The sequence below is a fragment of the Candidatus Erwinia haradaeae genome, assembly GCF_900698925.1.
GTDB classification, from domain to species: Bacteria; Pseudomonadota; Gammaproteobacteria; order Enterobacterales; family Enterobacteriaceae; genus Erwinia_E; species Erwinia_E haradaeae_I.
On record NZ_LR217713.1, the window covers coordinates 415,402 to 440,032 of the forward strand.

A 24,631-nucleotide genomic window follows, 5' to 3' on the forward strand; every position below is an offset into this window, starting at 1 on the left:
TCTTTGATTTTATCATGCGTACATAATTTATACTTTGTTAGAGAATTTTTTAATATAGTAAGGTATAAATTTTACTCCAAGTTGATGAGCTTCAACAGGAAAAAAGAGTTTTGGTGTATGTTACAAATTAGCATTTAACTATATTTTTTATGATAGTACTATCAAGAGAAGCTAAAAGATGAGATAATCGTTTTCCATTTGGAAGATAAAGATTGGGTGCAATATCGAGAAGAGGTAGAAGCATAAAAGCTCGATTATGCATATCATAGTGCGGTAGTGTGAGTCGAGGTGTGTGCAATATTTGCTTTCCAAATAACATAATGTCAATATCAAGTGTACGAGGACCCCAGCGATCAATTTGACGCACACGTCCTTGCTCTTTTTCAATATTCTGTATTTGATCCAGAAATATATCGGCTGTTAGACTAGTCTCAATAGCTATGGCTATATTAAGAAAATAAGGTTGTTTAATAGGACCGTAAGGAGGGCTATAATATAGTGGTGACTGCATGATTACTTGGGCATCTTTTATATGTTTAATTTTATTAATAGCATTCTGAAGTTGAATAAGAGGATTGGATATGTTGCTCCCAAGAGACAGGTAAACACGATTTATTCTTGACATATATTTCTTTCTCTCTGTGTTGGACAAGAAGATATGCATTTACATAGGCTCGATGGCTGACAGCTTGGCACTGGGTTTTGTCGTAAAATATTGATCATATTATTTTGTTCTGATTCAGTAGATATTTGAAATTGATGCCACCAGGAAACTAGGTCGTGTAACTCATAATTAGCTTCTACGATGGCGCGCATTTTTAATAAATGGTAAGCAGTGCGAAATCTAGGATGCTCTATTAATATCGATGTTCTTTTACTATCTCGAATTGATAAACGTAATTGTAAATTCCAGATATCACGGACTAAATTAGTAATACGCTTTGGAATCGCGAGTGAGCGGCTAACTTGATCCAATAAATAATTCATTGCTGTTAAGAAAGCATCGTAATAGGTACAGTTTTTTTCCTGGGAAAATTTCTGTGTTATAATTAATTGAGGATACCAATAGAGTGTAGAAAATAACAATTCTGGATTAACAGGTTTCTGATGTTGGATACGTAGGTCAGTTTTTTTCAGAACTAAAATAATTATATGTTCTATATTTTTATTACTCTGTGTGCTTAAGTAATGTGTAATAATGGGAAACAGAGGTTGAAATAACTGATATTTACATAGTTGTAAATATGTATGATAACCATAGCCAGACTGAAGTAATTTAAGCGTCTCCTCAAATAGACGAGCTGGAGGAATGTCATATAACAATCTAGCAAGATATGGGATTGGTTTTTTAGTTTTACAGTCAATTTGCATATTAAGTTTAGTAGAAAATCGTATTACGCGTAACATGCGTACTGGATCTTCTCTGTATCGAGTTTCTGGGTCTCCAATCATTCGGATAATTCCGCACTCTAAGTCTATCAAACCACCACTATAGTCACGTACTGTACGATCACAAATGTTATAATAAAGACTGTTAATAGTTAAGTCTCGGCGTTGTGCGTCGTCTTCAATAGAACCAAATATGTTATCACGCAATAACATTCCATTTTGTGTACAGCTAGCTCCATTACGATTGACTACACCTTGTTCTTTAGGTTTATGATGGCTACGAAATGTCGCTACTTCTATTATTTCATGACCAAAGATAATGTGGGCAAGGCGAAAACGGCGTCCGACTAAACGACAGTTACGAAATAACATGCGTACTTGATCTGGTGTTGCATTGGTTGTAATATCAAAATCTTTTGGTGTTTTATTAAGTAGCAAATCACGCACACTGCCACCAACTAGATAGGCTTCATATCCAGATTTATTTAAGCGATATATTACTTTAATAGCATTATCACTTATATTCTTTTGAAGAATCCTGTGGTTTTTACGTTGAATGACAGTTACTTGACATACTGTTGATATGTCAGATAGTAAATCTTTTTCATGACTAAGGATTTGTCGGCAAAAATTAGACACTCGGGTAAAAATAGGGCACCTCTATAGTGATAAAATCTAGTCTATAAATATATCTATGAACCATTATAACTGAGATCACAGATTTTTAGAATTTTGTTAATACTTTAATATATATTAAAAGTATTTTTTGAGATATGTCATTAATGTTTAGTAGAACAAACTATAATTTCTTGATATTGTCTATTTTACAATCGTTTCATATTAGAAATATAAGTAGTAGTTATTGTGGCGTAGGAACGTAGATATATCAATGTATCTTGTGTATACTTTGGTTTCATTTCATGAATGTTTCTCAATGATGAGCATTGAGAAACTCCATATGCATTTTTTAGAGGTATTGTGGTTTTTAGGTTTTTTACTATATTATTGCGATCTAAACACTAGTATATAAGTATTGAGATTTGCGTTGAGGAAATTAGTTTCTATTAATTGCATTATATACTTGTGAATACGTAAAATCATTACGATCTGTGTTTATGTTTTTGAAAAGTATAAATTTTTTAGAAAATTTTAATCAGTTCTTCTTTCGTTGAGAATAATAATAAAAATTATATTGCTTTATATTAGAATCGCAGAAAGGTCATATTACCTGTATGTGGAATTTCGTCTCAGTAGATTTTCTAGTAAGATGTTGAATCTTCTATAAATTAAAATAGATTTCATGTGAATTGTATCAAATCATGCGAATGATATAATGAGAAGCATTAGAAATATCTTTATTTATTTATACTTAATTACGGTCCTAGGCTCTATGTCTATTTATTCAATCTATATTGAAGTATAATACTATCCATGTAGTATATATAAAATTATTATTTTTATAAATTTACGGAGAATCTAATAGGGTTGATTGTATCAAGATAGTATGATAAATTGATAAAATCAATTCGAGTAAAGCAATCACACTTTGTGTGTATGGTGATGAATTTTATACAACTATACATAACGGTCCTAGTTTATAAGGAATATAGAATAAAATAAGAATAAGATAATTAAAGAAAAATTTATTATTGATATCCAAAGGCATGATTATTTAATTGAGCTCTAGGTTCTTTACGAACACAGTATTTTTTATTTTAGAGTTGATATTTTCATAAATGACTAGATAAATAATGTTAATTTGAATGATTATAATAAAACTCATTAAGTGAATTAATAATTACATTCGATTTTTATGAAAAAAGATTCTTTTTAGAGAAATTTATTTTTTATTTTTTTTCAGTCAAGTATACAAATTGCAATAATGACTCATTCTTTTAGATATATTTAAAAGAGTTATTGTATGTTTTGGCGTCAATGATATATAAATATTTTTTGTATAAAATACAGAATTTATATTGAGTCTATTTTTACTTAATGATTAAGTTAGGTGCTGTATAAATAAATAAAGTGGTTTTTTCTTATCTTATGTTAAGAGAGTTAATGCATATGATAAGATCATGACTAGATTATGAAGAATAATTCAATGTAGATCATATTTGGTTAATATTTACTTTCTATAAATATTCAGTATGATTTAACTGTATAAATTGATTAATTTTATTTTTTATAGTGTCATTAGTACTATAATTTTCTGGAATTTTTTAATATTTTTTATTTAGTAACTCAGAATATTTACTTATTTCTAGTATGTTTTTTATCAACAAATAAATATTTTTATATACACCACAATACAGTAAGGATAAGATTATTGTGATCTATTTACTGTAAAATGGATAGTGCGGTTATTTATTTATATCTCTAAGTTAATAGTGATTTATTATATCAATTGATATAAATAATGATTAGTGAGTTTTTAATAGATTGTTTACATAAAAAAATTCAATTTACTATTTTATAGAGTAGAGTATATATAATGAAGTCATAGATTTGTGTTTTATTTTTATTAAAGTTGATTACATATATAATTATATTTTTAGATTTAAAAATATAATTATTTTTACTTTTTTATATTTTTCGTGGTTTTAGTAAGTAGAATTAATTTTAAGGGTGATTTTCATATATAAAAATCCGTAAGACTCATTAAATAGTTTTATTATCTATAATTAGATATATTGAACATCATCTTTTTTTTGATTTTTTATTTACTTTTTTATTTATTATAACTCTATGATAATTGGTAATTAATATAATATTAATTTGATCCTATTGATCTACAGAAGTAAATATTATATAAATATCATAAATAAGATCAAAAATTTTATCTTAATCAATAGGTTTTGATAATTAAGTGAATCATTTTCCTTTTGGAAAGAAATTCTATTCGTGAATTATTTCATTTTTGTTTTTTAGTATTGATTAATAATTTAAGAGTAATATAGTGGTAATACACTATATGTTAACTTGGTTTAGTCAGTGAGGATTATTGCTTATAGTGTATTTTTCAAAACTAAGTATATGTAGTTTTAATGTAATATCACACATAACTCGATTATACTTTGTAGTATATTTCTATTTTATATAAACAATTATAGAATATATAAAATATTATTTTTATACTCGCGTTTAGATATTCTATAAAGCGATATGTAATGACATTTTTTATAGAAACTCGATGTTTTTGAGGTCACGATAAAACATATATCATATATTCCTTTATGAGATATAGGGTTTTAATTAGAGAAATTGGGAAACGTTTATCGATCTATATCTATATTTATATATATTAGTTATTCATGATGAGAAGATTACTCATTAGATTTAGTGAGTATGAGTGAGTATTAAGACTAGGGTTTGGTCATCGTTTTTAGGGATATATTTTTATAATGCTTATGAAATTTAAATTAAAATTTTTATATATTTTAATTTATGCAAGATATTAAAATAATTTTTTCATGTTATAAACAATAATACTGTGTATTATTTTATAATATCGGTCATGTTTTAATACTTGATTTTGATAGTTTAGCTTGTATTTTATTATATTATGAATGTTTTAGTGTTATTTTTATGGAAGTGAATATTTTATTATATTGTATTTTATACTAATTCACTTGGTCATTAAGTCAGTTGGTAATTAATTTTAATATAGGAGTCTTATGATTGTATGAAAATATAATAAATGAAAAAGATAGACGTTACTGTATAGTCTAATCAGCAATCATTAAGAGTCTAGAGTTTTAGTCTTTTTATGTCTAGTAATATGTTATAACATGCTTTTATTTATTCATTGATCGATATACAAGATATTTCTCTTAAAGAAAATTGGTGTAGAACCTATTTTCTTGATTGAGTGATTATCTATAAGATAATCAGGTTTCAATAATTGCATGGGATGAAACTGATTGATATGATCAATAGTTGTGCGATAATATGAGTTACTACTTTAATATATACAGATAAAAGATAACCAAGGTAGGCAGGTCATTAGGTGTTATAATACATTTAGTTATTAATCAATAAGAATTCAGTATAGATAATATCTAATGAAGAATATAAAAAAGTACGGAAATAAAGCCATGGATTAATTATCATCGTATATGATTGATATTTTCGTTACAGTAACAATTATGTTTGATTTTTCGGAAGATATTTATTCTCAAAAATAATCATAATCGCATAGATTAATTATGGTAAAGCCCTTCTTAATCAAAGGAGAATTAGTCGTGGTTGTTCATATAATTAATTTATTTTAATTTATATAACAGATTTTTTTATTTTTAGAATCATGATTCTCGTAATAAAGTATATTATGAATTAATATGTATTATAAAACCATAATGATTTATTAAAAATTAATATTTAAAGAACGTTGGAACAAAAATATTTTTCCGATTGTTATGTTAATTTGAAAAAAGAAAGAGAGAATCACTTATTAGCAAGTTGACGAAGTCTTAACATTTTTCTAGAAACACATAAGATTTTATAGTTTAATATTCAAATACAATAAGATATAAATTGATAATTTGAATTAATAGACTTATTAGAGTTATTATAATTCCAACTAGGATTATAGGCTATACTGGGTGATTGTAAAGATATCTATTAAGTGAACATCAAATAGATTAATCAGTTAAATAGACCATCATTAATTAGAAGAACATTCTATTTTATAGAGAAATAAATATTTACTTTCTTGGTATAGTAGAACAGAAATCTTACTATCTCTGTTTGTTAACAGATAAACAGATCTAAGATTTTTATTTTTATAGATTTCGTATTAAACGCAGAGATTTAATTATATTCTCAGTAGTTGAATACGTTATAATTCAATTTTGTTAAACATCATGAATTAGTTTGTTACTTAAATTACTATGCATATAGGATGAGTGAATGGCATCAGTATTTACATTACTTATATGGGTTGTATTCTGGATTTTCGAAAAGAATCTGACATGTATAAGATAGTCGTATACTATTAAATAGTAAATTACTCTGTAAGAAGAAGGTTAAGAAACACATTGAAACCAGGTTATAGTAGTCGCTAAAAAATATTATTCTATAATGATGCATGCATGCTCTGATGTATTGGATGTAATAATTAGTTAGGATTTTTATGGAAAATCGTTTAATTAGCGTAGTAATTCTTGCTGCTGGTAAAGGTACTCGAATGCATTCAGACTTACCAAAGGTATTGCACTTACTAGCAGGAAAACCTATGGTACAATATGTAATAGATGTGTCTAAAGCGATAAATGCCAGATGTATAAATCTGGTATATGGACACTCTGGTAATCTTCTTAAAATGGCTATTAATGACGATTCTTTAAACTGGATTTTACAAAGAGAGCAGTTGGGAACAGGTCATGCTATACAGCAAGCTATACCGTATTTTAAGGATAATGAAGAGATTTTGATACTGTATGGCGATGTTCCTTTAATTTCAAGTAATACGCTACGTCGTTTACGAAAAGCAAAACCACCTGGTGGTATAGCTCTTTTAACAGTACAACTTGATAAACCAGATGGTTATGGGCGAATTATTCGTCATCATGGGAAAGTGATAGGCATTGTCGAAGAAAAAGATGCTACACTACAGCAATTAGTTATAAATGAAGTTAATACTGGAATTTTTATTGCTAATGGATCAGAGATTAAGCGCTGGTTAAGTCAATTAACTTATAATAAGGAAAAGGGTGAATATTATATTACTGATATCATAGCTCTTGCGCATGATGCTGGCTGTTCTATTAAAACAGTATATCCAGAACGCGTAACTGAAATCACTGGTGTAAATAACCGTCTTCAACTTACTCATTTAGAGCGTATGTACCAAGTAGAATTAGCAGAAAAATTCCTTTTAGAAGGCGGTATGCTACAAGATATGACTCGTTTTGATTTACGTGGCACATTGGAACATGGTCGTGATGTTATGATTGATACTAATGTAATTATTGAAGGCACTGTTATCATTGGTAATCGAGTTAAAATTGGAACTGGTTGCGTAATAAAAAATAGTTTAATTTCTGATGATAGTGTTATTAATCCTTATAGTGTACTTGATGGTGCGCAGTTAGAGCCAGGGTCCAGAGTGGGTCCATTTGCCAATCTACGTCCAGGTAGTAAATTATCGACAGGTTCTCATGTAGGTAGTTTTGTGGAAATGAAAAATACGATGCTTGGTTCCGGGTCTAAATCAGCACATTTGAGTTATCTGGGAGATTCGGAGATTGGTGTTAATGTGAATATCGGAGCAGGTACTATTACCTGTAATTATGATGGTATAAATAAATCTAAGACTGTTATTGGTGATGATGTGTTTGTGGGTTCAGGTACTCAGTTTATTGCTCCAGTTAATATCGGATCAGGTGTGACTATTGCTGCTGGTAGTACTATTATAAAAGATGTTCCTGATAACGGGTTGGTATATAATCGGAAAGAACAAATATTTAATGTGAATTGGAAAAAAGAAAAAAAGAAAAATTAAGGATGGATTCATGTTTTCTTATTTATATATCGTATAATGAGAAGATTAATGCCAAAACTAACTGTTAGTGGCTTTTATGATGATAGCCAATCTACTAGATTCTGTAAAACTAGAACATAACTCTGACACCCTATTGACCATTATGCCAGGAAAATGACTGTTATGTGTGGAATTATTGGTGCAATTTCGTATCGTAATATTGTAGATATTTTGCTTGATGGATTACGACGATTGGAATATCGGGGTTATGATTCTTCAGGTTTAGCTATTGTGGATATTCATGGACAGGTAATGTGCCTTCGTCGTCTTGGAGGGGTTCAGAATTTGTCTGATGCGGTAGAAAATACTATTTTATCTGGTACAATCGGTATTGCACATACACGTTGGGCTACGCACGGAAAACCGGCAGAAATTAATGCACATCCACACACATCGTCTGATATTAGTATAGTACATAATGGCATTATTGAGAATTATCAGTCTATATATAAACAACTAAGAGAATGTGGTTATATATGTTCGTCAGAAACTGATACAGAAGTAGTGGCTCATTTAGTTGATTGGGAAGGGAAACAGGGTGGGTCATTCCTTGAGGTGGTACAGCGTGTTCTTCCGCGTCTTCGTGGAACATACGGTATGGTTATTTTAGATAGACGCATGCCAGATAGGTTAATTGCAGCACGCTCTGGCAGTCCATTGGTTATTGGTTGTAGTATTGGTGAAAACTTTATAGGATCCGATCCTATAGCATTGCTTCCAATTACACGTCGATTGATTTATTTAGAAGAGGGTGATATAGCACAAATTACAGCATCTAGTATTATGATTTTTGATCGTTGCGGTAATAGTGTTCAGCGTTCTGAAATACTATCTAACATCCGACACGACTCGGTAAATAAAGGGGTATATCATCACTATATGCAGAAAGAGATTTATGAGCAGTCAACAGTAATTAAAAAAAGATTACAAGGTTGCCTAAAAAATAACAAAGTTGATTTCTCTGAGTTAGGATCAAAAAACGAAATTTTATTAAAAAATTTAAAACATATCCAGATTGTTGCTTGTGGCACTTCATATAATGCAGGCATGGTAGCCAGATACTGGTTTGAGTCATTGATTCAAGTGCCTTGTGATGTTGAAATTGCTTCCGAATTTCGTTATCGACAACCCGTGGTACGACATAATAGCTTTTTAATAACCCTTTCTCAATCTGGAGAAACTGCTGATACCCTAGCAGCACTTCGTCTTTCTAAGACGATGCGCTACTTAGGATCTTTAGCAATTTGTAATGTACCTGGTTCTTCCTTGGTTCGTGAATCCGATTTAGTTCTTATGACTCAAGCAGGACCAGAAATTGGTGTTGCATCGACCAAGTCTTTTACAACTCAATTGACTATTTTGTTAATGTTGCTTGCAAAAATTAGTTATTTGAAAGGCATGAAGCCTGATATTGAAAGGAATATTGTCGAGGCTTTGAAGGTGTTACCTTATCGCATTGATCAAATGTTATTGAAAAATGATTTTATGGCTGATTTGGCGAAAGACTTTATTAATAAAGAGAATGCTTTATTTCTTGGTAGAGGAACACAATATCCGATTGCAATGGAGGGGGCTCTAAAACTGAAAGAGATCTCCTATATTCATGCTGAAGCATATGCTGCTGGAGAATTAAAGCATGGTCCACTTGCTTTAATTGATGATAATATGCCGGTGATCGTTGTTGCACCAGATAATGATCTTTTAGAAAAAATAAAATCAAATATAGAAGAAGTACGTGCTCGAGGTGGTTCATTATATATTTTTACCAATGCTCAATTTTGTGTTTTGAATATTGAGAATATGCATATTATTTCTATACCGTATGTTGAAGCGATCATCACACCAATTGCCTACATTGTACCCTTACAGTTACTTAGCTATCATATAGCTCTACTTAAAGGAAACAATGTAGATCAACCAAGAAATCTAGCAAAATCAGTAACAGTAGAATAAAAGATAAAAACGATTATATAAACATTAGATGTGTTAAAATTTTTATTTTTAACTTAGAAGGTTTAAAATTATATATCTATGGTTCCAATCATTTTCTTAGGTTTTACCCAGTTGTCAAATTCTTCTGAAGTAAGATAACCAAGTTTTATTGCAGCTTCTTTTAGTTTTAATCCTTCTTTATGTGCTGTATTAGCTATCTCTGCTGATTTATCATATCCAATATGCGTATTGAGTGAAGTTACTAGCATTAATGACTCATTTAATAATTGTGAAATACGGGTGTGATTTGGTGTAATTCCTTGTGCGCAGTGTTTATCAAAGCTATTCATACCGTCAGATAAAAGACGTACAGATTGTAAAAAATTGTAAATCACCATAGGTCGATAAACATTTAACTCTAAGTTTCCTGATGCTCCTCCCATATTGATTGCTACATCATTACCCATAATCTGGCAACAGATCATTGTTAGCGCCTCGCACTGAGTTGGATTAACCTTTCCTGGCATAATAGAACTACCTGGTTCATTTTCAGGAATTGTTAATTCACCAATTCCACAGCGTGGACCGGAGGCAAGAAATCGTACATCATTACTAATTTTCATCAAAGAGACTGCTAGACCTTTTAATGCTCCATGTGCATGGACTAATGCATCACAGGTTGCTAGAGCTTCAAATTTATTTACTGCAGTAATAAATTTTATTCCAGTGAGCTTAGATATCTCTTTAGAAACATTTACAGCATATTCTGGGTGAGTGTTTAAACCATTCCCAACAGCTGTGCCTCCTATAGCAAGTTCTGAGAGATGAGGAATGCTGTTTATAATATGTTCAAGATTGTGTTTTAGCATTGCTACCCATCCTGAGAATTCTTGTCCTAAAGTCAATGGTGTGGCATCTTGTAAGTGAGTGCGTCCAATTTTTATGATAGATTTAAAATCTACTGATTTATGATATAGTGTGTTTGTAAGCACTGTAAGAGAGGGAATTAGTTTGTCATGTAGGGCTATTATTGCCGAAACATGCATGGCAGATGGGAAGACATCATTAGAACTCTGACTATGATTTACATGATCATTTGGATGAACTAATCGCGACATACCCCTTTCCCCTCCTAAAATTTCACTAGCGCGATTAGCTAACACTTCATTCATATTCATATTAGTTTGTGTTCCAGATCCCGTCTGCCAGATTGATAGTGGAAATTGATTCCAATGTTTATTACTGAGTATTTCATCAGTTGCTTTTATTATTGCATGTGCTATATCAAGTGAGAGCGCACCTATATCTGCATTGATTTTAGCTGCTGCACGCTTAATAAGCGCTAATGCATATATGAATTCTAAAGGCATTTTTTCTATAGATATTTTAAAATATGATAATGAACGTTCTGTTTGGGCGCCCCAAAGCTGGTCTTCAGATATTTCCATAGTTCCCATAGAGTCTTTTTCAACGCGAATTCTTGGCATTGTTAAGTTCCTGAATGTAGCTATTAGTACAATATAGTTTTATTTTATAAATGTAGGTATCAGTTCAGTAAGGTAAAGAGTTTATACAACTATTTTATTAAAAATGTTTTTACAGTTATTTGTAATATATACAATAAAGTATATTTAATATAATATATTGATACAAAGTATATTGAATATTAAGATTAATGTAATGTCTACATGTAGAATATCACGCTGATGGTATGTAAGTCATGAATTGTATCTATAAATATAAAAAATACAAAATACATGGAGATCTATGAAATAGTAATAAAAGATTTTTTTATTTATTAAATAAATCAGACAGATGATAAATCATTTAATTAAGTAATAATAATTATTATTTTATTTCCGTAATCAAATTAAATCATTCAATAATCCATATACATGATTTAGTGGGGTTTATCACAAGAGTTTATGGCAGTTTATTATAGTTGAGCACGGAAAAATATTGTTTTCTATTGATTTTTTTGAGAGCATGTAGAGTGACATTTAAGACTAGGTACAGATACGATTATATCCTATAATATAGAATATTATTTATTAGTGTAGATTACACGTTATACTATAATGATTTCGCAATAAAATAATTAAGAATATATATGTTCTTTCTTGATCAGAAATGACTAACTATTTTACATGATGCATAGTTTATTTAAAAGTATAAATATTAAATATTAAGTTTGAAATATGTTTTTTCTACAATTGTAAATTCAGAGTAACATATCTTTTTTATGCATTATGATATTATTTTGATATTATGTCCTTAGGGTTTAAATACTCCATCTTTAAAGCATTAAAGGGTTAACATGGTTGTGATTATTTTAGATGATAGATATGATATTTTTAATTATTTTAAATTATTTTTATTTATTAGTACTAATAATATTTATTACTGATTATAGCACCAATGTGTAATTGAATGTTCTATCTTGAGTTTAGACTTTAGAAAACTATACAGTCTATGCGGTTAGTTAGTAATAGATATTTTTTGATTTTAATTTCTGCACTACCAGTAAAATATTTTTATTACAACATATGTATTTAAAATATAGAAGTCTATATATATGAAGATTTAAATATATAAACAGTAATATATATTAGATTTCTAATCTATATCAATCATATAGGGCTTTTTTATGATAAAAAAGATATGACATTATAGAAATATTTGTTCCATGACAGAAGTCGGATTTTTTAAGATTATTAACTATTTTCTTTTTTAATGTATTAAAATAATGATCATTATTATTTTGATCTCATTAGACTTGATAGATTTTATGAGATAAGAAAGTTTTTCTTATTTAGGTTTTTTATTAGATAAAGATTGATGAGGCATGCGCGAAGATATTTGACTTATTTTATTAGTTGATATCAGGAGTTCATATATTGAGTTAATATTATAATTAATACTTTTTCATAAAGTATTTACTTGTATTTGAAATAAGAAAAGATGATAGTTTAATTTAATTGTTTTTACGTTGTTTTGTTTATTTTTTGGCGTATAGTAATGGTAGAATATGTTATGAATACAGGTAATCATTTTTGTTTCTATAAGAGAATTGCAATAAAGGGTGATGTCTATTAGTGATGTCTATCATGGTTATATGTTTCTTGTAAGTCAGATGATGTGAATCATAAAAAGGTTGTGATGGCAAGTAGTTAATTTTTATTAGAAGTAGTTAATTTTTATTAGGTTCTTAGTTTCAATAGAGATGGAAATTATTTGAGAGATCAGTCATCTTCGTTTTTGCGTTATTGCATTAGTTTACGTAACGAGCACTGTTATTTCTGTCTACGTATATACGTAAAATACGATACTTAATGTGATACAAGTATATCATTACACTTTTTTACAGAACATGTTGTATCTCTAATATTACTATTTAGATATGATTAAAGTTCGAATTTCATTACTGTTAAAATAAATTTTTATATACTATTGTTAATATTATGTATGAATTTAAGTTATTTTTTGATTATATAACTTGTTATATAGAATGCCAATATGTTAAGACAGGTTTAAATTAATTATCAAATCCTCTTTAGATTGTTGAGGAGTAAATTAGAGAAAGGTATTGATTTTTTTAATATCTAAAAGTATAATAATCTAGTGATTGTTGATTATCATCAACACTTCCTGTTAGTCAGATTTTTAGATTTTATTAAGTTTTTTATTATAAAATGTTATTATAAATATTTTATTTTTAAGAATTTTTAGATGATTTTTAGGAGTTAACATGGTATTGGTTAGTCGTATCGCCCCTGATTTTACAGCTTCCGCTGTTCTTGGCAATGGCGAAATTATAGAGAAGTTTAACTTTCTAGACTTTACTTCTGGAAAAACTAGCGTTCTATTTTTTTGGCCTATGGATTTTACCTTTGTATGTCCGTCAGAGTTAATCGCTTTTAACAAGAGATATTCAGAGTTTCAAAAGCGTGGTACAGAAGTAATTGGTATCTCCTTAGATTCGGTATTTGTGCATCAAGCATGGCGTAACACTCCGATTCATCAAGGAGGGATAGGTTCAGTCCAATATATAATGGTCTCTGATATAAAACGTGAGATTCAGAAATCTTGGGGTATTGAGCATCCAAATGCTGGTATCGCATTACGTGCGTCGTTTCTTATCGATCAGTTCGGTATCGTAAGGCATCAAGTAGTTAATGATCTACCATTTGGACGTAATATTAACGAAATGTTACGGATGATTGATGCATTACAGTTCCATGAAGTTCATGGGGAAGTGTGTCCAGCGCAGTGGGAAAAAGGAAAAGATACTATTACACCATCTTCTGACGGTATTGCTAAATATCTATCTAATAACCTACATCAGTTGTAATTATTTAGTAACAAAATATGTCATTAGAATTTATAACATACAATTTTAAATGAATGATAGATATATTTTTTATATTATATTTTATTCGGTTGAATATTATAATATTGTAAAATGATGCATGGAGTAAATTAATATAACATATGTTTATATATTCACTAAATGGATATTTATGATTAGATATTAATGCATCACTTAATGTTATTCAAATTAATTGTTTATCTGAAATGAAATATTTTATTTGAGTAAGATCCAACATAAATAGATGTTTAATACATGAGACATTTATGCAGTTAATACGCGGAATACACAATCTGCGAAAATATCATCAAGGTTGCGTATTGACTGTCGGAAACTTTGATGGTGTGCATCGTGGCCATCAGAAATTATTGGCAAGGCTACATGAAGAAGGTTTGCAACGTAATGCGTCAGTGATGGTTATGATTTTTGAGCCTCAGCCACTTGAGTTTTTTTATAAAAAAAATGCCCCTGCGCGTTTAACAAGGCTTAATGAGAAGGTGCGTCTTCTTGCGCGGTCCGGCGTGGACTGGGTCCTTTGTGTTCGATTTAATAATGATTTTAGTTCTTATAGTCCGCAAAATTTTATTGCTGAGATTTTAGTAAAGAAGTTGAATATACAGTTACTTATAGTAGGTAGTGATTTTCAATTTGGAATTCATCGTTCTGGCAACTTTCCTTTATTAAAGGAAGCGAGTATTCATTATGGTTTTGATATTATAAATTTTAAAGCTTTGTTTGACTCAAAGAATCGAATCAGTAGTACAGCGATACGTCACGCGTTATCTGAAGATAATTTTGAGTTAGCTCAGAGATTATTAGGCAGGCCATTCAGTATATCTGGTCGAGTCATCCATGGTGATGCCTTAGGGCGAGTAATTGGATTTCCCACTGCTAACTTGTCCTTACCTCGAGTGGTTTTACCTATTGCAGGTGTATACATTGTTCATGTACAAGGATATAATTCTAGGATATTACCTGGTATAGCAAATATTGGAGTTCGTCCAACTTTTAATCTTGGTATTAAACAGTTAGAAATTTATCTTTTTGATTTTTCTTTGGATATTTACGGTAAATATTTAGAGGTTGTTATGTTACGTAAAATACGTTCTGAACAGCGTTTTCACTCAATTAATGCGCTAAAAAATCAAATTAAAAGTGACGTTGCAACCGCTAGGAATTTTTTTAAAAATCAGGATTGAGGCGGGTAATTAATTATCTATACACAATATTGTAAATTTTAGAGATAGAAGCTTAAATAATTCTATTTATACCCAATAGATACAGTTATTCAATCATATAAAAAATTAGGAAATGATATTATAATATGAGAGTCTAATCTATCAGGTAATTCAGTAACTATGTTTAACCAGAGATAGAAAAAATAATATTTAATTTTGTCACTATATTGATACATAATAAAAGGTACACAAATATAGCGTATGCGTTTTTGTCTCATGGTAACTGGACCTGCTTATGGGACCCAACGATCTAGCACAGCTTGGTTATTTGCTAGTGAGTTAATAGAGCAGTTACATGTAATTACTAGTATTTTTTTTTATTGTGAGGGCGTTTTGAACGCTAGTATGTTGAATTGTCCAAGCAATGATGAAGTTCATATGACGCGTTATTGGCAAAAATTATCTAAACAACATGGTGTTATATTAAATGTTTGTATTTCGGCGGCATTGCGTCGAGGAGTATGTGGTCAACAAGAGGCACAGAACTTACATTTATCATCGTATAATTTAGCTTCTGGTTTTAGGTTAAGTGGTTTGGGGGAGCTAGCTGAAGCAGTATTGAATTGTGATCGAGTGGTACAATTTTAATGAAGTCCATTGCTTTTATTTTTACACGAGGTCCGCATGGATCTAGTTTTGGACGTGAAGGTTTAGATGCGATATTGGCATTATTGTCTTTTAGTGATAACATTGCTTTGTTTTTTGTAAGTGATGGTGTATTGCAATTAACTACTAATCAAAAACCAGACTTGATTTTAGCACGTAACTATATTGCTACTTTTAGTTTACTCTCCTTATATGAGGTCAGGAGATTTTACATATGTTCAGACGCGTTAGTTGAACGCGGTATGGTTATCGATGTTCCAAATGTATTGGGTGCTGATGTATTATCTCCAAAGGCATTGCGTCTAAGGTTAAATGATTATGATCGATTTGTTACTTTTTAAGCCTAGAAGATTATGCTACATACATTAACGATGTCACCATTTCGTTGCGATGTACCTGCCATACGACGCTTGATAGCAGTGGGTGATCATGTGTTGTTACTTGAGGATGGAGTTATTTTTGCATTGGCAGGAACTAAAACTTTGTCAATATTAATCAATAGCTCGGCTTATATATATGCGTTGAGAGTTGATTTATTAGCTCGTGGTTTAATGAGTCGTGTATCCTCTCAAGTTGAGATCATCAGTTATACTGATTTTGTTATGCTTGTATTAGAGAATCCACAACAAGTATCCTGGTAAATATTATTAAGATTTCTTGGTCAATCATAGTAATATTGGTTATCTCTTGACTCTTTTTAGACTTGAATCTAAAATGTTGTTTTTCTCATATTACTTAGATTTTCTTACTATCAAGATGTCAAGAAGAAAGAAAAGAATATTTAAAGCCCAGGAGTTTTTTTATGTCAACAATTAATCAGTTAGTTCGTAAACCACGTGTTAGAAAAGCAGTAAAAAGTAATGTTCCGGCGTTAGAAGGTTGTCCACAAAAACGTGGTGTATGTACTCGCGTCTATACTACTACTCCTAAAAAACCGAACTCTGCTTTGCGTAAGGTGTGTCGAGTTCGCTTAACGAATGGGTTTGAAGTAACCTCTTATATTGGAGGTGAGGGTCATAATTTACAGGAACACTCTGTTATTCTTATTCGTGGAGGTCGAGTTAAAGATTTGCCTGGTGTACGTTATCATACGGTGCGTGGGGCGTTAGATTGTTCAGGGGTTAAAGACTGTAAGCAGGCTCGTTCTAAATATGGCGTCAAAAAACCAAAAACTTAATTTTGTCTCTAAAGGTAAAGTCAAAGAGAATAACTCAAAACGCTCTTATGACGCGCATATAAAGTGTTTGGCATCCTGAATGAACTTACGGAGTACTACTTATGCCACGTCGTCGTATCATCAGTCAACGTAAAATTCTTCCAGACCCTAAATTTGGATCAGATCTCTTAGCAAAATTTATTAATATTCTGATGAAGAATGGTAAGAAATCTATTGCTGAGACTATTGTTTATAATGCACTAGCTAATGTATCTAGTAAAATTAGTAAAAACGGATTAGAAATATTCGAAACAGCTCTAGATAATGTTCGACCAACTGTTGAAGTGAAATCTCGTCGGGTAGGTGGTTCTACTTATCAAGTTCCTGTTGAGGTTCGCCCGGTTCGTCGTAATACATTAGCAATGCGTTGGATTGTAGAATCCGCGCGAAAGCGCAGTGATAAATCTATGGCGCTTCGTTTGGCTCATGAACTGTCTGAGGCTTCTGAAAACAGAGGATCTGCAGTAAAAAAACGTGAAGACGTGCACCGTATGGCTGAAGCTAATAAGGCTTTTGCTCATTACCGATGGTAATAGCGATGTATTTGTGATTAATCCGTGTAAAATAAAATAAATAATATCACTAGGATTAACTAACTGAGAATGCTCGAAAATTAGAGGAAACACATGGCTCGTAGTACACCCATAACACGCTACCGCAATATCGGTATTAGTGCGCATATCGATGCTGGTAAGACAACGACTACTGAGCGTATCCTGTTTTATACTGGTGTAAACCATAAAATTGGTGAAGTACATGATGGCGCAGCTACAATGGATTGGATGGCTCAGGAACAAGAGCGTGGAATTACTATTACTTCTGCGGCAACTACTGCTTTTTGGTCGGGTATGGCTAATCAGTTTAAGCGACACCGAATCAATATTATTGACACTCCAGGACATGTTGATTTTACTATTGAAGTTGAGCGTTCGATGCGTGTACTGGATGGTGTAGTAATGGTTTATTGTGCCGTTGGAGGCGTGCAGCCACAGTCTGAAACTGTCTGGCGTCAGGCTAATAAATATAAAGTACCACGTATTGCCTTTATTAATAAAATGGATCGTATGGGGGCTAATTTTCTTAGAGTAGTAAATCAGATAAAATCGCGTTTATCAGCAAACCCAGTTCCAATCCAACTAGCTATTGGCGCAGAAGATAGATTTACTGGTGTGATTGATTTGATTAAGATGAAAGCTATCAACTGGAATGATAGTGATCAGGGTTTAACTTTTTCATATGAGGAAATCCCTTTAACAATGAAGAAGTCTGCCGAGGATTGGCACCAAAAATTACTTGAGTCTGCAGCAGAATCTTCTGAAGAGTTAATGGATAAGTATCTTAGTGGAAAAGTGTTTACTGAACAAGAAATTAAAAATGCTTTAAGGAAGCGTGTTTTAAACAATGAAATAATTTTAGTTACTTGTGGATCTGCTTTTAAGAACAAAGGTGTGCAAGCGATGCTCGATTCAGTGATTGAATATTTACCTGCCCCAACTGATGTGAGCGCAATTAATGGAATTTTAGATGACGGAAAAGATACTCCAGCTCTACGTAGTGCAGATGATTCGGTTCCTTTTTCTGCATTAGCATTTAAAATTGCCACCGACCCATTTGTGGGAAACTTAACTTTCTTCCGTGTATATTCTGGTGTTGTAAAATCCGGTGATACTGTTATGAATTCTGTAAAAGCTCAGCGTGAGCGATTGGGTCGAATTGTGCAAATGCACGCTAATAAACGTGAAGAAATCAAAGAGGTATGCGCAGGCGACATAGCTGCTGCTATTGGTTTAAAAGATGTGACCACAGGTGATACTCTGTGTGATACAAACAATATAATTATATTAGAGCGCATGGATTTTCCTGAACCAGTAATTTCTGTAGCAGTGGAGCCAAAAACAAAAGCGGATCAGGAAAAAATGGGAATGGCTCTTGGTCGACTGGCAAAAGAAGATCCTTCATTTCGTGTTTGGACAGATGAAGAGTCATCCCAGACTATAATTGCTGGTATGGGTGAACTGCATTTAGAAATATTAGTAGATCGAATGCAACGTGAATTTAATGTCTCAGCTAACGTTGGTAAGCCTCAGGTGGCTTACCGTGAAACCATCCGTACATCTGTTACAGATGTTGAAGGTAAATATATTAAGCAATCTGGTGGTCGAGGCCAATTTGGTCATGTTGTGATCGATATGTGTCCTTTGGAGTCTGGTGGTCTGGGTTATCAGTTTATTAATGATATTGTCGGTGGTACCATTCCTAAAGAATTTATTCCAGCAGTTGATAAAGGAATTCAGGAGCAGCTCAAGTCCGGGCCTTTAGCAGGATATCCTGTTGTGGATGTTAAGGTCCGTTTGCATTATGGCTCATATCATGATGTAGATTCTTCTGAGTTAGCGTTTAAAATAGCTGCGTCTTTAGCTTTTAAATCTGCGTTTCGTCAAGCCAGACCTGTTCTTCTTGAACCTGTCATGAAAGTAGAGGTTGATACTCCAGAAGAGTACATGGGTGATGTAATTGGTGACCTGAATCGACGACGAGGCCTGATTGAAGGTATGGAAGAGTCTTCTACCGGAAAGACAGTATGTGCTCAAGTGCCATTGTCTTCTATGTTTGGCTATGCAACTGACCTCCGCTCACAGACTCAGGGTCGCGCTTCATACTCTATGGAATTCTTGAAATACGTTGAAGCACCTAACCATGTTTCTCAAGTTATTATTGAAGCTCGTGGTAAATAAGTTTTTGGGTTTATGTAATTAGTCCCGTGTTTACTTATTATTAGGTAAGCACAAAAAGTAAGGAATATCGCTGTGGCTAAAGAAAAATTTGAACGCTCTAAAACACACGTCAATGTTGGCACTATTGGGCACGTTGACCATGGAAAAACCACCTTAACTGCTGCTATTACAACTGTACTGGCTAAAACTTACGGCGGTACTGCTCGCGCTTTTGATCAAATAGATAACGCACCAGAAGAAAAAGCACGCGGGATTACTATCAATACTTCACATGTTGAATATGACACTGTAACTCGGCATTATGCGCATGTTGATTGCCCAGGTCATGCTGATTATATCAAAAATATGATCACTGGTGCCGCTCAGATGGATGGGGCAATTTTAGTGGTTGCTGCCACAGATGGGCCAATGCCACAGACTCGTGAACATATTTTACTTGGTCGACAGGTGGGGGTGCCCTACATAATTGTTTTTCTAAACAAGTGTGACATGGTAGATGATGAGGAATTGCTTGAATTAGTGGAAATGGAAGTTCGTGACTTATTGTCTCAATATGATTTCCCAGGCGATCTAACACCTATTGTCTATGGATCTGCATTAAAAGCATTAGAAGGTGAAGAAGAGTGGGAGGCTAAAATCCTAGAATTAGCTTCTCATTTAGATAACTACATACCAGAACCCAAGCGTTCTATTGATAAATCATTCTTAATGCCAATTGAGGATGTCTTCTCTATATCCGGTCGGGGTACTGTTGTTACTGGTCGTGTTGAGAGTGGCATTATTAGAGTTGGCGAAGAAGTGGAGATTGTGGGTATTAAAGATACCGTTAAATCCATCTGCACTGGAGTGGAAATGTTTCGTAAGCTTTTAGATGAAGGGCGTGCTGGTGAAAATTGTGGTATTTTGCTTCGAGGTATAAAGCGAGAGGATATTCAGAGAGGTCAGGTTTTATCTAAACCAGGGACGATAAAACCGCATACTCAATTTGAGTCAGAAGTGTATATTTTATCTAAAGAAGAAGGAGGGCGTCATACTCCATTTTTTAAAGGATATCGTCCACAGTTCTATTTTCGCACCACCGATGTGACAGGTACTATTGAGTTACCAGAAGGTGTGGAGATGGTTATGCCAGGAGATAATATCAAAATGGTTGTAAACTTAATCCATCCCATTGCCATGAACGAAGGTTTGCGTTTTGCCATTCGTGAAGGGGGTCGCACTGTTGGAGCGGGTATAGTCTCTAAAATAGTTTCTTAATGCGCGTATTTTTGTATATAGTCTCTATAGAAAGATAAAAGAGCGCATGCGCTCTTTTATCTTTCTATAGTTCTATGGTATTTATTAGAGTATCGAACTGAATAATATTACAGTTGATTTACTTTCAGATATACTATAATGTCATCAGTGATTATTGTAGTCTATGGTTTATAGCTGTTTAGATCAGTGTGTTGATATTTGTTATTAATGATTGGTTTTTTTAGTTATTTACGTTAAAAAATTGCTTGCATCTAATCAGATATAATAGATGACAGTACTAATTCTTTTCTTTTATAAATAAATTGGAGTTCTGGTCTCATGCAGAACCAAAGAATTCGAATCCGGTTGAAAGCGTTTGATCATCGTTTAATTGATCGATCAACAATGGAGATTGTAGAAACCGCTAAACGAACTGGTGCGCAAGTACGTGGTCCTATTCCATTGCCGACTCGTAAAGAGCGCTTCACGATTTTGATCTCTCCTCACGTGAACAAAGATGCGCGCGATCAGTATGAAATTCGTACGCATAAGCGTCTAGTTGATATTGTTGAGCCCACTGAAAAAACGGTTGATGCACTTATGCGCTTGGATCTTGCTGCCGGTGTAGATGTGCAAATCAGTCTAGGTTAATAAGCTGATTAAAGAAGCTAGGGGAAGAGATGATTGGTTTAGTTGGTAAGAAATTAGGTATGACCCGTGTTTTTACAGAAGATGGTGTTTCTATACCTGTAACTGTAATTGAATTGGAAGAGAATCGTATCACCCAGGTAAAAAAAGTTGGTAAAGAGCGTTATAACTCTCTTCAGCTTACTACTGGTGTAAAAAAATCTCATCGTATTACTAAGCCTGAAGCAGGGCACTTTTCTAAAGCTGGTGTTATGGCTGGGCGTGGTTTATGGGAGTTTCGAATTCCGAATATCTCTGAGTTCAGGGTTGGACAAAGCATTAATATTGATATTTTTGCTGATATAAAAAAAGTAGATGTGAGTGGGTTATCTAAGGGAAAGGGCTTTACAGGTACAGTAAAACGATGGAATTTTAGAACTCAAGATGCTAGTCACGGTAATTCACTGTCTCATCGTGTTCCAGGTTCTATTGGTCAAAATCAGACGCCTGGAAAAGTGTTTAAAGGTAAGAAAATGGCAGGTCAGATGGGTAACAAACGTGTAACTATTCAGAGTCTTAGGGTTGTTCGTATTGATTATGATAGAAATATTCTTTTAGTTAGAGGCTCAGTACCTGGTTCTGTTGGTAGCGATCTTGTCATTAAAGAAGCTGTGAAGGCCTAAGGGGGATAGACATGGAATTAGTTTTGAAAGACGCGCCAAGCGCTATCAATGTTTCCAACACTATCTTCAGTTGTGATTTTAACGAAGCATTAGTTCATCAAGTGGTAGTTGCTTATGCGGCGGGTGCTCGTCAGGGAACTCGTTCTCAGAAAACTCGCGGAGAAGTTACTGGATCAGGGAAAAAACCATGGCGACAAAAAGGAACTGGTCGTGCTCGGGCCGGTTCTTTACAAAGTCCAATTTGGCGATCTGGTGGTGTCACTTTTGCTGCTAAACCTCAAAATCATAGTCAGAAAATTAATCGAAAGATGTATCGTGGCGCGCTGAAAAGTATTTTATCGGAATTGATACGTCAAGATCGACTAATTATTGTTCAGAAGTTTTCTTTGGAATTAGCTAAAACAAGGTGTCTACTAAAGAAACTACAAGAGATGAATCTAGAGGATGTATTGATAATCACTGTGATGTTAGAGGAAAATTTACGATTAGCATCCAGAAATCTATATAAAGTTGACGTACGTGATATAGCAAATATTAATCCAATTAGCTTGATTGCTTTTGAGAAAGTTCTTATAACTGCCGATGCAGTGAAAAGAATAGAGGAGATATTAGTATGAGGTGGGAAGAGCGTCTACTAACAGTTCTGCGTGCGCCACACTTCTCTGAGAAAGCATCCAGAGTGCTAGAAAAAACGAATACTATTGTCCTTAAAGTTTCTAACGATGCTACAAAATTAGAAATAAAAACCGCTGTACAGAGACTTTTTTCAGTGAAGATAAAAGATGTGAATACTGTGTTGGTTAAAGGAAAATCCAAACGTCATAAGCAGCGTATTGGTCGTCGTAGTAACTGGAAAAAAGCTTATATCACTATGACAAAAGGTCAAACTCTAGATTTATTCGGTGGTGTTGAGTAGACCTGAGGAAAGAATCATGACGCTGGTTAAATGTAAACCGACATCTCCGGGACGTCGTCACGTAGTGAAAGTGGTGAATCCAGAGTTATATAAAGGTAAGCCTTTTGCTCCTTTAATAGAAAAAAATAGTAAAACTGGTGGTCGAAATAATTTGGGTCGTATCACAACTCGTCACATCGGTGGTGGGCACAAGCAAGCGTATCGGGTGATCGATTGTAAAAGAAATAAAGATGATGTGCCAGCAACAATTGAGCGTCTTGAATATGATCCGAATCGTTCTGCAAATATTGCATTGATTTTATATAAAGATGGTGTGCGTCGTTATATTTTAGCCCCACAGGGGATTAAAGTAGGTGATCAGATTCAATCTGGTATTAATGTTGCCATTAAACTTGGTAATGCATTACCAATGCGTTATATGCCAGTTGGTTCCACCATACATAATGTAGAAATGAAACCAGGTAAAGGTGGGCAAATTGCGCGTTCAGCCGGTACATACGTACAGATTGTTGCACGAGAAGGGTCTTATGTTACTTTGCGTCTACGTTCTGGTGAGATACGTAAGGTTCCATCCGATTGTCGAGCAACTCTTGGAGAAGTTGGCAATAGCGCGCATATGTTGCGTGTTTTAGGTAAAGCAGGGTCTGCTCGTTGGCGAGGTGTTCGTCCTACTGTCCGTGGTACAGCAATGAACCCTGTAGATCATCCACATGGGGGTGGGGAAGGGCGTAATTTCGGTAAACACCCAGTCTCTCCTTGGGGTTTGCAAACAAAGGGTAAGAAAACACGGAGTAACAAGCGGACTAATAAATTCATCGTTCGTCGACGTAGTAAATAATTTTAGAGGATAAAAAATGCCACGTTCTCTCAAGAAAGGGCCATTTATTGACCTACACTTGCTGAAGAAGGTAGAGAAAGTCTTGGCCACTGGAGAAAAGAAACCAGTGCGTACTTGGTCACGTCGTTCAACCATCTTTCCTAAGATGGTTGGTTTGACTATCGCTGTCCATAATGGACGTCATCATGTTCCTATCTTTATATCTGATGACATGGTTGGTCACAAACTAGGTGAATTTTCTCCTACTCGTACATACCGCGGTCATTCTGCGGATAAAAAAGCTAAAAAGCGTTAAGAGAGAG

The 24,631-nt window shown here is 33.0% G+C and carries 20 protein-coding genes; 17 read left to right on the top strand and 3 right to left on the bottom strand.

The genetic code is table 11. The features are described 5' to 3' along the window. Nucleotides 1-127 precede the first annotated feature (127 nt). On the bottom strand, nt 128-616 hold the full coding sequence (gene folK, locus HACICURV3402_RS01180; protein WP_157992899.1) for a 2-amino-4-hydroxy-6-hydroxymethyldihydropteridine diphosphokinase: 489 nt from the start codon (nt 614-616) through the stop codon (nt 128-130). After that, nucleotides 613-2,040 (bottom strand): polynucleotide adenylyltransferase PcnB, encoded by a 1,428-nt coding sequence (pcnB, locus tag HACICURV3402_RS01185; protein WP_157992900.1) that lies wholly within the window; start codon nt 2,038-2,040, stop codon nt 613-615. The genes folK and pcnB overlap by 4 nt, the downstream gene beginning before the upstream one ends. 4,483 nt (nt 2,041-6,523) lie before the next feature. Between pcnB and glmU the strand changes: the two genes are divergently transcribed. Then, nucleotides 6,524-7,894, top strand: a complete 1,371-nt coding sequence (gene glmU, locus HACICURV3402_RS01190; RefSeq protein WP_157992539.1) for a bifunctional UDP-N-acetylglucosamine diphosphorylase/glucosamine-1-phosphate N-acetyltransferase GlmU — start codon at nt 6,524-6,526, stop codon at nt 7,892-7,894. A gap of 162 nt (nt 7,895-8,056) precedes the next feature. Continuing rightward, nucleotides 8,057-9,886: a glutamine--fructose-6-phosphate transaminase (isomerizing) gene (gene glmS, locus HACICURV3402_RS01195; RefSeq protein ID WP_157992901.1), complete on the top strand. Its 1,830-nt coding sequence runs from the start codon at nt 8,057-8,059 to the stop codon at nt 9,884-9,886. 68 nt (nt 9,887-9,954) lie between these two features. Here the strand turns inward: glmS and fumC are convergent, their stop codons facing one another. Further along, on the bottom strand, nt 9,955-11,352 hold the full coding sequence (gene fumC, locus HACICURV3402_RS01200) for a class II fumarate hydratase (protein ID WP_157992540.1): 1,398 nt from the start codon (nt 11,350-11,352) through the stop codon (nt 9,955-9,957). A 2,261-nt stretch (nt 11,353-13,613) separates the two neighbouring features. Between fumC and HACICURV3402_RS01205 the strand changes: the two genes are divergently transcribed. The 15 genes from HACICURV3402_RS01205 (at nt 13,614) to rpsS (ending at nt 24,624) form a co-directional block, all read left to right on the top strand. After that, a complete protein-coding gene (locus HACICURV3402_RS01205; RefSeq protein ID WP_157992541.1) occupies nt 13,614-14,216 on the top strand; it encodes a peroxiredoxin C in 603 nt (200 codons plus the stop codon). A gap of 284 nt (nt 14,217-14,500) precedes the next feature. Beyond that, nucleotides 14,501-15,433 carry a bifunctional riboflavin kinase/FAD synthetase gene (ribF, locus tag HACICURV3402_RS01210; RefSeq protein ID WP_157992542.1) on the top strand — a complete coding sequence of 311 codons (933 nt, stop codon included), beginning with the start codon at nt 14,501-14,503 and terminating at the stop codon, nt 15,431-15,433. A gap of 240 nt (nt 15,434-15,673) precedes the next feature. Next, the gene (gene tusD, locus HACICURV3402_RS01215; protein WP_157992543.1) at nt 15,674-16,060 is read left to right on the top strand and encodes a sulfurtransferase complex subunit TusD; all 387 of its coding nucleotides are present in this window, start codon (nt 15,674-15,676) and stop codon (nt 16,058-16,060) included. Then, nucleotides 16,060-16,419 carry a sulfurtransferase complex subunit TusC gene (tusC, locus tag HACICURV3402_RS01220; RefSeq protein ID WP_157992544.1) on the top strand — a complete coding sequence of 120 codons (360 nt, stop codon included), beginning with the start codon at nt 16,060-16,062 and terminating at the stop codon, nt 16,417-16,419. The genes tusD and tusC overlap by 1 nt, the downstream gene beginning before the upstream one ends. 12 nt (nt 16,420-16,431) lie before the next feature. Then, nucleotides 16,432-16,719 (top strand): sulfurtransferase complex subunit TusB, encoded by a 288-nt coding sequence (gene tusB / locus HACICURV3402_RS01225; RefSeq protein ID WP_157992545.1) that lies wholly within the window; start codon nt 16,432-16,434, stop codon nt 16,717-16,719. Nucleotides 16,720-16,880: 161 nt separating this feature from the next. Further along, nucleotides 16,881-17,255 carry a 30S ribosomal protein S12 gene (gene rpsL / locus HACICURV3402_RS01230; RefSeq protein ID WP_157992546.1) on the top strand — a complete coding sequence of 125 codons (375 nt, stop codon included), beginning with the start codon at nt 16,881-16,883 and terminating at the stop codon, nt 17,253-17,255. A gap of 101 nt (nt 17,256-17,356) precedes the next feature. Beyond that, on the top strand, nt 17,357-17,827 hold the full coding sequence (gene rpsG, locus HACICURV3402_RS01235) for a 30S ribosomal protein S7 (RefSeq protein ID WP_157992547.1): 471 nt from the start codon (nt 17,357-17,359) through the stop codon (nt 17,825-17,827). A 93-nt stretch (nt 17,828-17,920) separates the two neighbouring features. Next, nucleotides 17,921-20,029: an elongation factor G gene (gene fusA / locus HACICURV3402_RS01240; protein WP_157992548.1), complete on the top strand. Its 2,109-nt coding sequence runs from the start codon at nt 17,921-17,923 to the stop codon at nt 20,027-20,029. A gap of 72 nt (nt 20,030-20,101) precedes the next feature. Beyond that, on the top strand, nt 20,102-21,286 hold the full coding sequence (gene tuf, locus HACICURV3402_RS01245) for an elongation factor Tu (protein WP_157992549.1): 1,185 nt from the start codon (nt 20,102-20,104) through the stop codon (nt 21,284-21,286). 318 nt (nt 21,287-21,604) lie between these two features. Next, complete coding sequence (rpsJ, locus tag HACICURV3402_RS01250) at nt 21,605-21,916, top strand: 30S ribosomal protein S10 (RefSeq protein ID WP_157990933.1); 312 nt, start codon at nt 21,605-21,607, stop codon at nt 21,914-21,916. 29 nt (nt 21,917-21,945) lie between these two features. Then, a complete protein-coding gene (gene rplC / locus HACICURV3402_RS01255; protein WP_157992550.1) occupies nt 21,946-22,575 on the top strand; it encodes a 50S ribosomal protein L3 in 630 nt (209 codons plus the stop codon). An 11-nt stretch (nt 22,576-22,586) separates the two neighbouring features. Further along, a complete protein-coding gene (gene rplD / locus HACICURV3402_RS01260) occupies nt 22,587-23,192 on the top strand; it encodes a 50S ribosomal protein L4 (protein ID WP_157992551.1) in 606 nt (201 codons plus the stop codon). Next, nucleotides 23,189-23,491, top strand: a complete 303-nt coding sequence (gene rplW, locus HACICURV3402_RS01265) for a 50S ribosomal protein L23 (protein WP_157992552.1) — start codon at nt 23,189-23,191, stop codon at nt 23,489-23,491. Before rplD ends, rplW begins: the two co-directional genes overlap by 4 nt. Before the next feature lie 16 nt (nt 23,492-23,507). Continuing rightward, entirely contained in the window at nt 23,508-24,329 is an 822-nt protein-coding gene (gene rplB / locus HACICURV3402_RS01270) for a 50S ribosomal protein L2 (RefSeq protein ID WP_157992553.1), read from the top strand. A 16-nt stretch (nt 24,330-24,345) separates the two neighbouring features. Next, on the top strand, nt 24,346-24,624 hold the full coding sequence (gene rpsS / locus HACICURV3402_RS01275; RefSeq protein ID WP_157992554.1) for a 30S ribosomal protein S19: 279 nt from the start codon (nt 24,346-24,348) through the stop codon (nt 24,622-24,624). Nucleotides 24,625-24,631: the final 7 nt, after the last annotated feature.